Annotated in this window: 18 protein-coding genes; 11 read left to right on the plus strand and 7 right to left on the minus strand. The window is 61.8% G+C overall.

Going from position 1 to position 14,959, the window contains the following annotated elements; translation table 11 throughout:
• Positions 1–10: 10 nt before the first annotated feature.
• The 5 genes from ABI213_RS01800 (at position 11) to ABI213_RS01820 (ending at position 5,024) form a co-directional block, all read left to right on the plus strand.
• Positions 11–1,015, plus strand: coding sequence for an ABC transporter permease (locus tag ABI213_RS01800; protein WP_348006454.1), 1,005 nt, complete (start codon positions 11–13; stop codon positions 1,013–1,015).
• Between the two features lie 63 nt (positions 1,016–1,078).
• Positions 1,079–2,023 carry an ABC transporter substrate-binding protein gene (locus ABI213_RS01805; RefSeq protein ID WP_348006479.1) on the plus strand — a complete coding sequence of 315 codons (945 nt, stop codon included), beginning with the start codon at positions 1,079–1,081 and terminating at the stop codon, positions 2,021–2,023.
• Between the two features lie 69 nt (positions 2,024–2,092).
• Positions 2,093–3,370 carry an L-fuconate dehydratase gene (locus tag ABI213_RS01810; protein WP_348006455.1) on the plus strand — a complete coding sequence of 426 codons (1,278 nt, stop codon included), beginning with the start codon at positions 2,093–2,095 and terminating at the stop codon, positions 3,368–3,370.
• Positions 3,370–4,239 (plus strand): amidohydrolase family protein, encoded by an 870-nt coding sequence (locus ABI213_RS01815; RefSeq protein WP_348025869.1) that lies wholly within the window; start codon positions 3,370–3,372, stop codon positions 4,237–4,239. Before ABI213_RS01810 ends, ABI213_RS01815 begins: the two co-directional genes overlap by 1 nt.
• An 8-nt stretch (positions 4,240–4,247) precedes the next feature.
• The gene (locus tag ABI213_RS01820; protein WP_348006457.1) at positions 4,248–5,024 is read left to right on the plus strand and encodes an SDR family oxidoreductase; all 777 of its coding nucleotides are present in this window, start codon (positions 4,248–4,250) and stop codon (positions 5,022–5,024) included.
• A 67-nt stretch (positions 5,025–5,091) separates the two neighbouring features.
• Here ABI213_RS01820 and ABI213_RS01825 read toward each other — a convergent pair whose 3' ends face one another.
• The 4 genes from ABI213_RS01825 to ABI213_RS01840 all read right to left on the minus strand — a co-directional run bounded on the left by ABI213_RS01825 (position 5,092) and on the right by ABI213_RS01840 (position 7,959).
• Entirely contained in the window at positions 5,092–5,970 is an 879-nt protein-coding gene (locus ABI213_RS01825) for a pirin family protein (RefSeq protein WP_348006458.1), read from the minus strand.
• A gap of 131 nt (positions 5,971–6,101) precedes the next feature.
• A complete protein-coding gene (locus ABI213_RS01830) occupies positions 6,102–6,656 on the minus strand; it encodes a flavodoxin family protein (protein ID WP_348006459.1) in 555 nt (184 codons plus the stop codon).
• A gap of 161 nt (positions 6,657–6,817) precedes the next feature.
• On the minus strand, positions 6,818–7,228 hold the full coding sequence (locus ABI213_RS01835; protein ID WP_348006460.1) for a DoxX family protein: 411 nt from the start codon (positions 7,226–7,228) through the stop codon (positions 6,818–6,820).
• Positions 7,229–7,257: 29 nt separating this feature from the next.
• Positions 7,258–7,959: a pirin family protein gene (locus ABI213_RS01840; RefSeq protein WP_348006461.1), complete on the minus strand. Its 702-nt coding sequence runs from the start codon at positions 7,957–7,959 to the stop codon at positions 7,258–7,260.
• A 131-nt stretch (positions 7,960–8,090) separates the two neighbouring features.
• Between ABI213_RS01840 and ABI213_RS01845 the strand changes: the two genes are divergently transcribed.
• The 5 genes from ABI213_RS01845 (at position 8,091) to ABI213_RS01865 (ending at position 12,837) form a co-directional block, all read left to right on the plus strand.
• Positions 8,091–9,032, plus strand: a complete 942-nt coding sequence (locus ABI213_RS01845; RefSeq protein ID WP_348006462.1) for a LysR family transcriptional regulator — start codon at positions 8,091–8,093, stop codon at positions 9,030–9,032.
• A 116-nt stretch (positions 9,033–9,148) separates the two neighbouring features.
• Positions 9,149–10,219 carry an FAD-dependent oxidoreductase gene (locus ABI213_RS01850; RefSeq protein ID WP_348006463.1) on the plus strand — a complete coding sequence of 357 codons (1,071 nt, stop codon included), beginning with the start codon at positions 9,149–9,151 and terminating at the stop codon, positions 10,217–10,219.
• 82 nt (positions 10,220–10,301) lie between these two features.
• On the plus strand, positions 10,302–11,222 hold the full coding sequence (gene gluQRS / locus ABI213_RS01855) for a tRNA glutamyl-Q(34) synthetase GluQRS (protein WP_348006464.1): 921 nt from the start codon (positions 10,302–10,304) through the stop codon (positions 11,220–11,222).
• Positions 11,219–11,950 (plus strand): tRNA (guanosine(46)-N7)-methyltransferase TrmB, encoded by a 732-nt coding sequence (trmB, locus tag ABI213_RS01860; RefSeq protein ID WP_348006465.1) that lies wholly within the window; start codon positions 11,219–11,221, stop codon positions 11,948–11,950. The genes gluQRS and trmB overlap by 4 nt, the downstream gene beginning before the upstream one ends.
• A complete protein-coding gene (locus ABI213_RS01865) occupies positions 11,947–12,837 on the plus strand; it encodes an RluA family pseudouridine synthase (protein ID WP_348006466.1) in 891 nt (296 codons plus the stop codon). Before trmB ends, ABI213_RS01865 begins: the two co-directional genes overlap by 4 nt.
• Here ABI213_RS01865 and ABI213_RS01870 read toward each other — a convergent pair.
• The 3 genes from ABI213_RS01870 to ABI213_RS01880 form a co-directional block, all read right to left on the minus strand.
• Positions 12,827–13,078 carry a hypothetical protein gene (locus tag ABI213_RS01870; RefSeq protein ID WP_348025871.1) on the minus strand — a complete coding sequence of 84 codons (252 nt, stop codon included), beginning with the start codon at positions 13,076–13,078 and terminating at the stop codon, positions 12,827–12,829. The two genes, ABI213_RS01865 and ABI213_RS01870, sit on opposite strands and share 11 nt — an antisense overlap.
• Positions 13,079–13,136: 58 nt before the next feature.
• Positions 13,137–13,880 carry a response regulator transcription factor gene (locus ABI213_RS01875; RefSeq protein ID WP_348006468.1) on the minus strand — a complete coding sequence of 248 codons (744 nt, stop codon included), beginning with the start codon at positions 13,878–13,880 and terminating at the stop codon, positions 13,137–13,139.
• A 203-nt stretch (positions 13,881–14,083) separates the two neighbouring features.
• Positions 14,084–14,443 (minus strand): hypothetical protein, encoded by a 360-nt coding sequence (locus tag ABI213_RS01880; RefSeq protein ID WP_348006469.1) that lies wholly within the window; start codon positions 14,441–14,443, stop codon positions 14,084–14,086.
• 192 nt (positions 14,444–14,635) lie between these two features.
• Between ABI213_RS01880 and ABI213_RS01885 the strand changes: the two genes are divergently transcribed.
• Positions 14,636–14,959 (plus strand): winged helix-turn-helix domain-containing protein (locus tag ABI213_RS01885; protein WP_348025873.1); only part of this gene is annotated, 324 nt, incomplete at its 3' end.

A 14,959-nucleotide genomic window follows, 5' to 3' on the forward strand; every position in this document is an offset into this window, starting at 1 on the left:
AGCAAGCACCATGTCCAACCTGTCTCCCATGTCCGCGACCCAACGCCTCAAAGCCGCCCTGTTCAGCCAAAGCACCCGGCAAAAGCTGCTGGCCTTTACCAGCCTGGTGGGGCTGATGGTGTTTTTCAGCTTTGCATCGCCCAACTTTTTGCAAACCGACAACATGGTCGGCATCCTGCAGGCCACCGCCGTCAACGGCGTGCTGGCGATTGCCTGCACCTTCGTCATCATCACCTCGGGCATTGATTTGTCGGTGGGTACGCTGATGACGTTTTGCGCCGTAATGGCAGGCGTGTTCATGACCTACTGGGGTCTGCCCATGTACGTGGGCGTCGCAGCGGCGATCGTGTTTGGTGCGCTGGCGGGCTGGGTATCGGGCTTTTTGATTGCCAAGCTGAAGATCCCGCCGTTTATCGCCACGCTGGGGATGATGATGCTACTCAAGGGTCTGTCGCTGGTGATCTCGGGCACCAAGCCGATTTACTTCAACGACACGCCAAACTTCTCGTATATATCGCAAGAATCGTTCATTGGCTATTTTTTCCCCAGCCTGCCGATCCCCAATGCCGTGCTGATTTTGTTTGTGGTGGCCGTGGTGTCCAGCCTGATTTTGAATAAAACCATTTTGGGCAGCTATACCTTTGCCCTGGGTAGCAACGAAGAAGCCGTGCGTTTATCGGGCGTGAATGTAGACCGCTGGAAAATAATTATCTACTCACTCAACGGTGCCATTTGCGGCATTGCGGGCCTGCTGATTGCATCGCGCCTGAATTCGGCCCAGCCCGCACTGGGGCAAGGCTATGAGCTGGATGCGATTGCGGCGGTGGTAATTGGCGGCACTTCGCTCAGCGGCGGCGCGGGCACGATATTGGGCACGATCATTGGCGCATTCATCATGAGCGTATTGACCAATGGGCTGCGTATTATGTCGGTGGCACAAGAATGGCAAACCGTGATCACCGGTATTATTATTATTTTGGCGGTGTATGCCGATATTTTAAGGAGGCGCAAATAACCCACGAGTAATTTATGCACCACCCACAATTTCGATACCTATAAAATTTGGAGATACAACATGATTTTAAAAAGAAAACTGCTGAGCCTGGCAATTGGCATGGGTTTGGTAGGTGTTTTTAGCAGCAACAGCTTTGCCGCCGATGAAATTTATATTCCGCTGATATCCAAAGGCTTCCAGCACCAGTTCTGGCAAGCGGTGAAGCTGGGTGCCGACCAGGCCGGTAAAGACCTGAAGGTCAAGGTCACCTTTGAAGGCCCCGAAACCGAAGCCATGGTGGACAAGCAAATCGACATGCTGTCCTCGGCCCTGGCCAAAAAACCTGCCGCCATCGGCTTTGCCGCGCTGGACAGCAAGGCCGCCATTCCGCTGTTGAAAAAAGCCCAGGCCGCGCACATCCCGGTCGTCGCTTTTGACTCGGGCGTAGACAGCGACATCCCCGTGACCACCGCCACCACCGACAACAAAGCCGCCGCCGCCCTGGCCGCTGACAAAATGGCCGGCCTGATCGGCAACGCCGGTGAAGTCGCCCTGGTAGTGCACGACCAGACCAGCCGCACCGGCGTAGACCGCCGCGACGGCTTTGTGGAACGCATCAAATCGACCTACCCCAACATCAAGATTGTCAGCGTGCAATACGGTGCGGGCGACCAGCTGAAGTCCACCGAAATCACCAAGTCGATTCTGCAAGCCAACCCTAACCTCAAAGGTATTTTTGGTGCCAATGAGGGCTCGGCCATCGGCGTGCTGAACGGTGCCAAAGAGATGAAGCGCAAGATCATCGTCATCGGCTACGACTCGGGCAAGCAGCAAAAAGACGCCATCCGCAGCGGAGCCATGGCCGGGGCCATCACCCAAAACCCGGTGGGCATTGGCTACAAAACCGTCGAAGCGGCAGTCAAGGCGTTGAAGGGCGAAAAGCTGCCCAAGATCATCGACACCGGCTTCTACTTCTACGACAAATCGAACATCGACGATCCCAAAATCGCCGCCGTTTTGTACGACTAAAGCCTGACTGTGTTTAGAGGCTCCTGCGGGAGCCTCCCCCATTTTTTCTTTTCCCCCAAGAGCCTCCGCATGCCCGTCATCCAATCCCTGCGCGCCATCGACCTGCGCTTCCCCACCTCGCAGCATCTGGATGGCTCGGATGCGATGAACCCCGACCCCGACTATTCGGCCGCCTACGTCATCCTGGAAACCGACCAGCCGGGCCTGAACGGCCACGGACTGACCTTCACCATCGGCCGCGGCAACGACATCTGCTGCGCCGCCATTCTGGCCATGCAGCACCTGGTGGTGGGCCTGGACCTGGACTGGATCGCCGCCGACATGGGCCGCTTCTGGCGGCACATTACCTCCGACAGCCAGTTGCGCTGGATCGGCCCCGACAAAGGCGCGATCCACCTGGCCACTGGCGCGGTGGTCAACGCCGTGTGGGACCTGTGGGCCAAATCAGTAGGCAAGCCGGTGTGGCAACTGGTGGGCGAAATGAGCCCTGCCGAGCTGGTGCGCTGCATCGACTTCCGCTACATCACCGACTGCATCACGCCTGAAGAAGCCCTGGCGCTACTCACCGAGCGCACCGTGGGCAAGGCCGAGCGCCTGGCCACTTTGCAGCGCGAAGGTTACCCCTGCTACACCACCTCGGCGGGTTGGCTGGGCTATGGCGACGAAAAGCTGCGCCGCCTGTGCCAGGAGGCGGTGGACGCGGGTTTCAACCACGTCAAACTCAAGGTAGGCCGCGACAAGGCCGACGACATCCGCCGCCTGCGCATCGCCCGCGAGGTGCTGGGCCCAGACCGACATTTGATGATCGACGCCAACCAGGTCTGGGATGTGGGCCAGGCAGTGGACTGGCTCAAAGACCTGGCCTTTGCCAAGCCCTGGTTCATCGAAGAACCCACCAGCCCCGACGACGTGGAAGGCCATCGCACCATCCGCAATAGCATCACCCCGATGCAGGTCGCCACCGGCGAGATGTGCCAAAACCGGATTATGTTCAAGCAGTTCATCATGCGCGGGGCCATCGACGTGGTGCAGATCGACTCCTGTCGCCTGGGCGGTGTGAACGAAATCCTGGCTGTGATGCTGATGGCCGCCAAATACAACTTGCCCGTCTGCCCGCACGCGGGCGGCGTGGGCCTGTGCGAGTACGTACAGCACCTGTCGATGATCGACTACCTGAGCATCGCCGGTACCCGCGAGGGCCGGGTCATCGAGTACGTAGACCACCTGCACGAGCATTTCAAGGAGCCCTGCGTCATCCAGAACGCCGCCTACATGCCACCCACCGCTGCGGGCTTTTCCATCGAGATGCTGCCCGAAACGTTGGTGCAATACGCCTTCAAGAAATGATGCAAAAGATTGACAGCCACCAGCACTACTGGCAGTTTGAGCCGACGGCCTTTCCGTGGATCAGCCCCGGTATGGCCGTGCTGGCGCAAGACCGCGCGCCCAGCGATTGCCCGCTGCAAAGCTGTGGCATCACCGGCTCCATCGCGGTGCAGGCCCGCACCGAAGCGGCAGAGACCGAATTTCTGCTGGAACTGGCCGCGCACAACCCCAGCATCCTGGGCGTGGTGGGCTGGGCCGACCTGGCCAGCCCCACGCTGGCGACGCAGCTCGACGGCTGGGCGCAAAACCCGAAGCTGCGTGGCTTTCGCCACATCTTGCAAGACGAGACCGATGTGGCGCAGGTGGTGAATAACCCGCAGTTTCGGCGCGGCATGAACCTACTGCAAAGCAAAGGCCTGACCTACGACGTGCTGGTGTTTGCCCACCAGATGCCGCTGGTGATCGACTTCTGCACCGCGCACGATGCCCATTGGCTGGTGCTGGACCACCTGGGCAAACCACCGCTCAAGCACCCCGCGCAAATGCAGCACTGGGCCCAATCACTGAAGGCACTGGCCGCTCTGCCCCATATGGCGTGCAAGCTGTCGGGTCTGGTCACCGAAGCCGCTTGGCCATTTGCGAATGTTGCCGAGGGCGTGCCCACTGCCGTACAGCAAACCATCTGGGACTGTTTCGATACCGCGCTGGAAGCCTTTGGCCCGGCACGCCTGCTGTTTGGCTCCGACTGGCCGGTGTGCGAGCTGGCTGCACCCTATCCTGCCGTGCACCAGTTGGCGCAAACCTGGGCGGCGCAGCGCTTGTCTGATTCCGAAAAAACCGCTTTTTGGTCCGGCAACGCCATCCGCTGCTACAACCTCACTTCTTCCTGAAAGGTTTTATGGATCTGCATCTGAAAGACAAAGTCGTCCTCGTCACCGGTGGTGGCAGCGGCATCGGAGGCGCGATATCGATAGGGCTGGCGCAAGAAGGCGCGATTCCCGTCATTCTGGGCAAAAGTGCCCTGGGCGAAGACTTTGCAGCCCAGCTCGGAGCATTGCAACCGAAGTTCCTGTTCATCCAGCTTGACCTGCAGGACGATGCCGCCTGCGGCGCGGCGGTCGCGCAGACCATGGCCACATTCCAGCGTATTGACGGCCTGGTCAACAACGCGGGCATCAACGACAGCGTGGGCCTGGATGCCGGGCGCGACGCGTTTGTGGCCTCGCTGCACAAGAACCTGACCCACTATTACGTGATGGCCCACTACTGCGTGCCGCACCTCAAGGCATCGCGCGGTTCTATCGTCAACATCTCGTCCAAAACCGCCCTCACCGGGCAGGGCGACACCAGCGGCTACACGGCCGCCAAGGGCGCGCAACTGTCGTTGACCCGCGAATGGGCGGCTTCGCTGCTAAAAGACGGTGTGCGGGTGAATGCCGTGATTCCCGCCGAGGTGATGACCCCGCTGTACGAGCGCTGGATCGCCAGCTTCCCCAACGCCGACGAAAAACTGCGCAGCATCACCAGCAAGATCCCGCTGGGCCAGCGCATGACGACCTCGGAAGAAATCGCCCGCACCACCGTGTTCCTGCTGTCCGATGCCGCCAGCCACACCACCGGGCAGTGGCTGTTTGTGGACGGCGGCTACACGCACCTGGACCGGGCGCTGAGCTGACGGAAATTTATAAAAAATAGGCCTCCAGCGCAGGTAGCACCTGCGCTGGCAGCTATTATTTTAGGAGTTACGCCTGCGCGAGGCGTTTTGCGGGCAACGGGATGAATTCCGCATCGCCCGGCACCTGGCCCATGGTCTGGGCTTGCCAGTCGGCTTCGGCTTGCAAAATGCGCTCTTTGCGACTGGAAACGAAGTTCCAACGGATAAAGCGGTGGCCGTCCAGCGCGTCGCCACCCAGCACCATCAGCCGCACGGGGGCGGTAGACCGTATCTGCGTGTTGACCCCTGGCATCAGCATGGCCAAGCTTTGGTCGGGCACGGTCACACCGTCGATCTCCACGCTACCATCCACCAGGTAGACCGCCATTTCCTGCGCCAGCACGGGCAGGTCTAGCGTGCCGTTGAGCTGTACGTCCAGGTAGATGGTGGGTGCAAAAGTGGCCACGGGCGATGTCTGGCCCCAGGCCTCGCCGATCAGCACGCGTACCTGGGCATCGCCCACGGTCAACTCGGGAATGGTGTGCGCCGGGGTGTGGGTAAAGCTGGGCTCTACCTCTTCAAACGCCTGTGGCAGCGCGGCCCAGAGCTGGATGCCGTGGTTGACGTAGGTGGTGTTCTTCAGCTCGGCGGGCTGGCGCTCCGAATGGACAATGCCGCGACCCGAGGTCATCCAGTTGATGGCACCTGGCTCGATAGTTTGCACAGAGCCCAGGCTGTCACGGTGCTTGATGGCACCTTCAAACAAATAGGTCACGGTGGCCAGCCCTATATGCGGGTGGGGCCGCACGTCGTGCCCCGCACCCGGTACCACGGTGACCGGGCCAAAGTGGTCAAAAAACAGGAACGGCCCCACCGACTGGCGCTGTGCCGCCGGTAAAAACCGCCGCACCACAAAGCCCCCGCCCAGGTCTTTGGCTTGTCCCGTCAATTGCAGTGCTATACCCATGGCCGTTCTCCCGAAAGATAAATAGGACTTGCGCAGCGCCCTCTTATACCCTGCGGGCAATCAGGGGGCGCTGCGCAAGTCCCAGTAAAAAAAGGCTGCCTCGTAAGACAGCCCTTTGAGGTTAAAGCAATTTAGGCCTTAAATTTTGCGGCGATCGCTGCGACCCGTACGCCGTAGTTCTTTGCCGTGTCCAGGTCACCCTGCGACATTTCTGCGGGGCTGCTGTCCGAAGGGGACTGCACCAGCACGCCGACCGAGCCACCCAGGTTGTTCAGGTCGTTACGGGTAGCAGCCTTGGTGTTGCTGGGCATTTGGCCCAGGCTGACCCAGATGCCGCCTTGCTGCGAGGCCAGGGTTTGCAGGTAAATCAGGGTGACTTGCTTGTCGCCGCTGAAGCTGGCGCTGTTGGTAAAGCCGCCAAACACTTTGTCTTTCCAGGCGCTGGTAAACCAGGCTTTGCTGGTGGCATCGGCGAATTTCTTGAACTGCCAGCTCGGGCCACCCATGTAGGTGGGCGTGCCGAAGATGATGGCATCGGCTGCATTGAGCGATGTCCAACCGGCTTCGGACAGATTGCCCTCGGCATCGATGGCGATCAGCTCGGCGCTGGCACCTTCGGCCACGGCCTGGGCTACGCGCTGGGTGTGGCCGTAGCCAGAGTGGTACACAACAACAGTTTTGGTCATACAGACTTTCTATGAGGTTAAGAAACGAACAACGGAAAACACTTTAAACGAGACGGCTATTCCCCAGAAACACCGCAGAACTGGCTTTGCCAGGCTGCTGGTGTTGCCCCCTGCAAGGGGGTTGGAGAAAGATGCGAAGCACTGCAGCCTGGGGGTGCGCCTTATTTACCGCGGCGGGCATCCAGGCTCCAGGCACCCGGACCCCAGGCAGCCAAGGTCAGCAGGCCACCCACGACGGCGATATTCTTGATGAACAGCAGCTGCGTCACCATTACCGCTTCAGCGGGCACGGCCCAGAAAGCGTGGAAGAAGTAGCTGGCCACCAGGGTAAAAACGGCCAAAACCAGCGCTGCCCAGCGGGTGCCCAAACCAAAGATCAATGCCAGGCCACCGAGTACTTCCACCGGAATCGCGGTCAGCGCACCCAGCGTGGGGAACGGCAGGCCGACCGATGCGATATAGCCCACGGTGCCCGCAAAGCCGGTAATTTTGCCAATGCCCGCGGGTAAAAACAACACGGCCAACAGCAGGCGGCCCACAAAGCTCAGGGGGTTTTGAAGCGTTTTAAACATACGATTTCCTTGCAATAAAAGTTAAAAAATCAGGCGGCCAGGTCGAACACCAACACTTCGGCGTTGGCCGCATTGCCCAGGGTGAGCTGGGCTTCGTTCTCGATCAACAGTGCATCGCCAGTGCGCAGCGCGGTGCCATTCACTTCCAGTGCGCCGCTAATCAGGTGCACATAGCTCTTGCGGGCCGGGTTCAGCGCCAGAGTGGCGGACTCCGTACCGTCCAGCAGCCCGGCGTACAGGTGCGCATCGGCATGGATGGTGACCGAGCCCTCAGCACCGTCTGGCGAGGCCACCAGGCGCAGTACACCGCGTTTTTCGCTGTCGGCAAACGATTTTTGCTCATAGCTGGGCGCGATACCTTTGACATTCGGCTCGATCCAGATTTGCAGAAAGTGCGTGCTGGCGTCTTCTGCGTGGTTGAACTCGCTGTGCTGCACGCCACGGCCTGCGCTCATGCGCTGCACGTCGCCGGGCGGAATGCCCTTCACGTTGCCCATGGTGTCCTTGTGCGCCAGGTTGCCCTGCAACACGTAGCTGATGATTTCCATGTCGCGGTGGCCGTGGGTGCCAAAGCCTGCGCCGGGGGTGATGGTGTCTTCGTTGATGACGCGCAGGTTGCCCCAGCCCATGTGCTTGGGGTCCAGGTAACCGGCAAACGAAAAGCTGTGGTGCGACTTGAGCCAACCATGGTCGGCGTGGCCACGGTCTTGGGATTTACGGAGAGTGAGCATGTGGAGACTCCTGGTGGGGTGAAGACCCGCGTATCGGATCCATGGCCTGAATTTTGAACCTGCACCGAGGCCTGGCAGTCCATCGCATTTGATGGCATCATTCTATTAATTTGAACGGAATACGATCGACCATGCAAACCGCCCGCGATGTGCTGACTCCCGATGCCCTGTCTATGCTGGTCACCATCCACGCCCAGGGCAGCTTTGCCGCGGCCGCGCGCAGCCTGGGCATGGTGCCCAGCGCCCTGACCTACCGCGTACGCAACATCGAGGATGCACTGGACGTGTTGCTGTTCGACCGCAGCTCGCGCCAAGCCAAACTCACCGTGGCCGGGTCCGAACTGCTGCGCGAAGGCCAGCGTCTGCTGGAGGACATTGATGCCGTGGCCAACCGGGTCAAGCGCGTAGCTACCGGCTGGGAACCCCAGCTGACGATTGCGATGGACAGTGTGATTTCTCGCGCCACGATGATGGAGCTGTGCGAGGCGTTTTTTGCGCTCAACCCGCCCACGCGCCTGAAGATCCGCGAAGAGGTGCTGCACGGCACGCTGGACGCGCTGGTCACCGGCCTGGCCGATGTGGCCATTGGCGTGGCCATGGACACGACCAACAGCAACATCCTGGGTGCCCTGCTGGGCGAAATGCACTTCATCTTTGTGGTGGCACCGCACCACCCGCTGGCCAACATGCCCGAGCCGCTGAGCGACAGCCTGATCCAGCAATACCGCGCCGTGGCCGTGGCCGACTCCACCCAGCGCGGCAATGCGCTGACCTTTGGGCTCCTGGGCGGGCAAGACGTGTTTACCGTGCCCAACATGCGGGCCAAGCTGGAAGCCCAGCTGCGCGGCCTGGGCTGCGGCTTTTTACCCGAAGGCCTGGCCCGCCCCTACCTGGAAACCGGCCGCTTGGTGAGCCGCAGCGTAGAGCGGCCATCGCGCGTGCTAAACATCAACTACGCCTGGCGTACCGAGTCGGGCGGTGGTGCCCACGGTCGGGCGCTGCAATGGTGGCTGCAACAGCTCAAAAGCCCTGCCACGCGGGCGGCGCTGCTAGAACGGCAACAAAGTAATTGACCTGTGGACTTCGTCCAACCAAGCGTTCGGGGAGTCCCCGAGCAAAGTGGCTGCACAGTGCGTGTAGAGTGTGCTTGGTCGTCCCTCCGTAGCCACTCCAAAGAAAACCAACACACATGACAAACAAATCCAGTGCTACAGCTCCCCGCCAGATCGCCGTCATCGGTGCAGGCATGGCGGGCATTGCCTGCGCACGCACATTGGTGCAGGCCGGCCACAACGTTTCGGTGTTCGACAAAAGCCGCAGCGCAGGCGGGCGCATGTCCACCCGTAGCACCGCGTTTGGCACGTTTGACCACGGCGCGCAGTACTTCACCGTGCGCGACCCGCGCTTTGCGCTGGCCCTGGAAACCGCCAAAGGCATCTGCAAACCCTGGAGCGCCAACTCGGTGCGAGTGCTCGACACCTTTGGCCGCGTGGCCTCGGCCGCCCTGCCCTCGCGCGACCCGCACTGGGTGCCCTCGCCCGGCATGAGCGCACTGGTCAAATACTGGGCCAAACCGCTGGCAGATGATGGCCGCCTGGAACTGGAAACCCAGGTCACCCGCATCGAGCGCGACCCGATGAACAAAAAGCAATGGCAGCTGCGCACCACCGGCATGCCGGGTACCCCCGACGCACAGCACGTTTTCTCTGGCTTTGACTCGGTCGTGCTGGCCATGCCCAACCCGCAAACCGTAGACCTGCTGCAAAACTCGGCCCAGGCCGCCCGCCTGGTGCGCGACATCCACCCGGTGCAAGTGGCACCATGCTGGACGCTGATGCTGGCCTTCCCCCAAGCCATGCAGCCCACCATGGCCCACCTGGGCCCGCAGTGGAACGCGGCGCGCAGTAACCACCATCGCATCGCTTGGCTATCGCGTGAATCCAGCAAGCCAGGGCGCGGCGGTATCGAGCGCTGGACGGTGCAGGCCAGCGCCGCCTGGTCGCTGGAGCACCTGGAAGACGATGCCCCCCGCGTCCAGGCCAAGCTGCTGAAAGCCTTCACCGAGGTCACCGGCATCCGCGCCGAACCCGCCCACGCCGCCGTGCACCGCTGGCGCTACGCCCAAACCGTGCAGCCCCTGGGCAAAAGCCATTTGTGGGACGAAAAATCCAGCATCGGTGCCTGCGGCGACTGGTGTATCGGCCACCGGGTGGAAGACGCGTTCATCTCCGGCCTGGAGATGGCGCTGGCGATTGCTTAAAAATAGCGATGTTTTCCCGCCGGGCCGCCCCAAGGGAAAATGCGCCCCCTCGGGGGGCAGCGTAGTACGCGAAGCGACAAGCGTGGGGGCCACATACATCGGACGGTTCGCGCCGTCCCCTACGGGCCCGCTGCATGCGGGCTCTTTGGTTGCGGCCCTGGCCAGTTGGCTCGATGCCCGGGCCCATGGCGGCCACTGGCTGGTACGCATTGAAGACGTGGACAGCCCACGCTGCCTGCCCGGCGTGGACACGCTGATCCTGCAGCAGCTCGCCGCCTGCGGCCTGGTGCCCGACGCGGAGCCCACCTACCAGTCGCAACGCAGCCCGCTGTACCAGCAGGCGCTGGACCAGTTGGTGGCCAGTGGCTGGGCCTACCCCTGCGCCTGCTCGCGCAAAGACATTGCACAAGCCCTTATCCAGAAGCAGCCCCGCCAGCGCCACGCCGAGCTGGTCTACCCCGGAACCTGCCGCCACGGCCTGCAGGGTCGCCCGGCACGGGCATGGCGGTTTTATATAGAAAATAGGCTTCCAGCGCAGGTAGCACCTGCGGAAGAAGCTATCAATACCATAGTAAATTGGCAAGACCGCTGCCTAGGCCCCCAGCAGCAAAACCTGGCCGCAGAGGTCGGCGACTTCGTGCTGCGCCGCGCCGACGGCCTGTGGGCTTACCAGTTGGCCGTGGTGGTAGACGATGCGGCCCAAGGCATCACCCACGTGGTGCGCGGCCAGGACCTGGCCGACAACACGCCGCGCCAGATCGGGCTGCAACAGGCTTTGGACCTGCCCACACCGCAGTACCTGCACACGCCGCTGGTGCTGGGAGCGAATGGCGAAAAGCTGTCCAAACAAAACGGTGCCCAGGCCCTGGATCTGGGCTCGCCGCTGGCGGCATTGAATGCAGCGGCACAGGTGCTTGGATTGCACCCCGGCCAGGGCCATTGCGCCGATGCGCTGGCGGCCTGGATACCGGGCTGGCGCGCTCTCTACAATCCTGCCCTGTGAACGACGCAAACACCCCCCACCCCCCTGCCGCCCCGATCGACAGTCCCGTCGCGGCCCCGGCTTACCCCAAAACCATCAAAAGCTTTGTCCTCCGCACCGGTCGCACCACCAGCGGCCAAGCCAAAGCGTTTGAGAGCCTGGGGCCGCAGTTTTTACTGCCTTACCGCAGTGCACCGCTGGACCTGGAGGCCACTTTTGGCCGCAGCGCCCCGACCATCCTGGAAATCGGCTTTGGCATGGGCGAGGCCACGGCCAGCATTGCGGCGCTGCTGCCGGAAAAGAACTTTCTGTGCTGTGAAGTGCACACGCCGGGCGTGGGCGCGCTGCTCAAACGCATTGGCGAAGAGGGGCAAACCAATATCCGCATTTGCCAGCACGATGCCGTCGAGGTGCTGGACCACATGCTGCCGCTGGCCAGCCTGGACGGTGTCCACGTGTTCTTCCCCGACCCCTGGCACAAAAAGAAACACAACAAGCGCCGCCTGCTGCAAGCCCCGCTGGTCGCCAAGCTGGCCGCCCGCCTGAAACCCGGCGGCTACCTGCACTGTGCCACCGACTGGCAAAACTACGCCGAGCAGATGCTGGAAGTGCTCAGTGCCGAACCGCTGCTGAAAAACACCGCCGCCGACTACGCCCCCAAGCCCGACTACCGCCCGCTTACCAAGTTCGAGAACCGGGGCATCAAGCTCGGCCACGGCGTGTGGGATGTCGTCTTTCAAAAGGTGTGAACCTCCCCACGCGTGACGGCGTAGGCCCCAGCACCGTGGGCCTGCCCGGTGGGGACTGGCCCACCGTCATCGCCTTCTTTGCGCATCGTTTTCCCACCGTAGAGCGCACCGTGTGGCTGCAACGCATGCAAGACGGGCTGGTGCTGGACGAACAAGCCCGGCCCGTACCGCCCGATGCCGCCTACCGCCCGCACACCCGGCTGTACTACTACCGCCATCTGCCGGTGGAGCCGCGCATCCCGTTCGAGGCGCAGGTGCTGTTCCAGGACGCGCATCTGGTGGTGGTGGACAAGCCGCATTTCCTGCCGACCATGCCCGCCGGGCGCTATGTGCAGGAAACGCTGTTGGTGCGGCTTAAACAGTTGCTGGGCATCGACACCCTGGCCCCGCTGCACCGGCTGGACCGCGAAACCGCTGGGGTCACCTTGTTTGCCATCCAGCCCAGCGAGCGGGCGGCTTACCACGCGCTGTTCAAACAACGCGAAGTGCACAAGCACTACGAGGCGATTGCCCCCTGGCGAGGTGATCTTCCGCCCATTTACCGCAGCCAGATCGTGCCGGGTGAGCCGTTTTTTCGCTACCAAGAAGCGCCAGGCGAACCCAATTCAGAAACCCACATCGCAGTGTTGGAACAACGGGGTGCATGGGCCCGCTACCGCTTGTCGCCCATCACCGGCCGTACCCACCAGCTGCGGGTGCACATGGCGGCACTAGGCGCGCCCATCCGCAACGACCGCTTCTACCCCGACGTGGTGAATATTGCCGACGATGACTACGCTGCACCTTTGCAGTTGCTGGCCAAATCCATCGCGTTTACCGACCCGGTGACCGGCCAGGCTCGGCTGTTTGAGAGCGCGAGAAGCTTGGAACCTGGCCTCAGTGTTTAACCACCACGGCCACCGTTTCGTTCGGGTACAACACGGTCGCGGCCATGGGGACCGCATGTTCGTTGTCGGAGCTGGCCAGCACGGGCGCAGACGCGTCGTCAGGGATGGTCAAGTCGTCCGACGCGTAAGCCGCGCCGATCCGTGGGGTTAAAAATAGGGCCACCGCCACCATGGCGGCGCAAAACAACAGCCATACCAGGGCGGACAGCCACGGTTCGCGGCTGGCCTTGGGGATAGGCATGGGTTTGGGGCGTGCCGATGTCACTCGCATAAAAACTCCTTTTTTGAAAAATGAAAAATTAAGGGGATGGCATGGACAGGGATTGCCGGTCGCAGGCAGAGCCCAGGGCCACAATCTGGATGTCTGGTTCGCTGACATCCACCAGGCTTTCGCCCCGCGCATAGGCGGCCAGCTTGCGGTAGATTTTTTTCACATGGGCCAGCACGCCCGGCTGCGGGCTGGAGGCCAATGCGCTGATCTGTTCCAGGCTCATGCCACGGGCGATCCAGCGCAAGATGCCCGCCTCGCAGGCCGTCAGCGGATAGGTGGACTCGCGCAGCGGAAAAGCCCAGGCCGACCCGGTGCCGGTGCCCAACCGCAGGCGAAAGCGCCCCAGCACCCGGCGTGCCAGACCGGGGCTGATCGGCGCACTGCCCTCGGACCACAGGTGGATGCTTTCCGCCAGGCATTCGGCGGCGCTGTCCTTGAACAGATAAGCGGTAGCTCCGGCTTCGATGCACTGCAGTACTTGCTCGTCGTTGCCAAACTGGGTCAACAACACGATGTCGGCCTGCGGAAAATGCCAGGCTGCGTGGCGAATCACCTCGATGGCGGGCACGTCCTGCAGTTGCAGGTCGACCACCACCACGTCGGGCACGCACTCGTCCATCATGGCAATGGCAGCGGCCCCGGTCGACACGGCAGCGGCCAAGCTCAGCCGCACATCGGCTTGCACCGCCTCGGCGCAGCGCAGCAAAGTATCGGAATGGCTCTCGGCAATCAACACGCGGATGGCTACACGGGCGAACGATGGGCTCAACATGATTTTTTTCCTCAACTCCCTTACGGAAGCGCTTAATGGGTTGGATAAGCGCTGCAAAGACTGCAGCCAATGGGGTAGGAGACTGTGTGAAGCTGCCGTTTTAGGCAAGGCGAAACACGGGCGGGCTCGGGAAACATCGGCGTGCAGGGCTTTGCGCCCCGTAACGCCAAACATCTTAGGAAAGCGGGCCATGGCGCGCATCCTCAAAATTGGCGAAGAACCGTGGGCACCAAGGGGCCGGGTTCTTGCTTGGTCTGGCTGGCCCGTGTAGGCTGCGCCGGGTTTGCGCCCTGCGGCGGCAGGCTGGCCACGGTCGTGGAATGGGCGGTTTCTGCTGGGCGGGTAGATGCCATACCCAAAGCCACCAGGGTATTGCGCAGGCCGTCGGGCTCGGCCAACTTGGGCAACAGCCGGGCAGCCGTGGTGGCCAACAGCACGCACGCCGCAATCCACACCAGCCCGGCAGGGTCGAAGTAATGGGCTTTCGGCGCGGCAGATGGGGCAATAACCGGGGGCACCAGCGGTTCGGCGGGCTCAAAAGGCATAAAAGGTTCAAAGTTCATACAACATGTCCTTGACAATTGGGTGATTGAGGGGGTCACCACCACAGAGACGGACTTTCCTCTGCTTGCCGCGCTGCGTCCTTAGCCCACCTGAAGCGGACCTGAAAACTTCTGAAACCGTGCGAAATTGCACAAAACACCAAAATCCAAGGTGTGCGATACATTTGAAAGCTGACACCGATGGGAGTTTTGTTGTTGAACAGTTATCGATTTGGCCGTTTTGAAGTGCGTCCGTCCCAGCGCGTGGTGCTGGTGGATGGAGCTGCCACCAACCCCGGCGCACGGGCCTTTGATGTGCTGATGGCATTGGTGCAGCACCGTGACCGCGTGGTGTCCAAAGACGAGCTGCTGGACTTGGCCTGGCCCGGCCTGGTGGTGGAAGAAAACAACCTGCAGGCCCAGGTATCCACCCTGCGCAAGCTGCTCGGACCGCAGGCCATCGTGACCATTCCGGGCCGTGGCTACCGGTTTACGCTAGAACCCAGCGATGCACCGCCCGCAGAAGCATCGCCCCCC

This window comes from Rhodoferax sp. (assembly GCF_039922535.1).
GTDB lineage: Bacteria > Pseudomonadota > Gammaproteobacteria > Burkholderiales > Burkholderiaceae_C > Rhodoferax_B.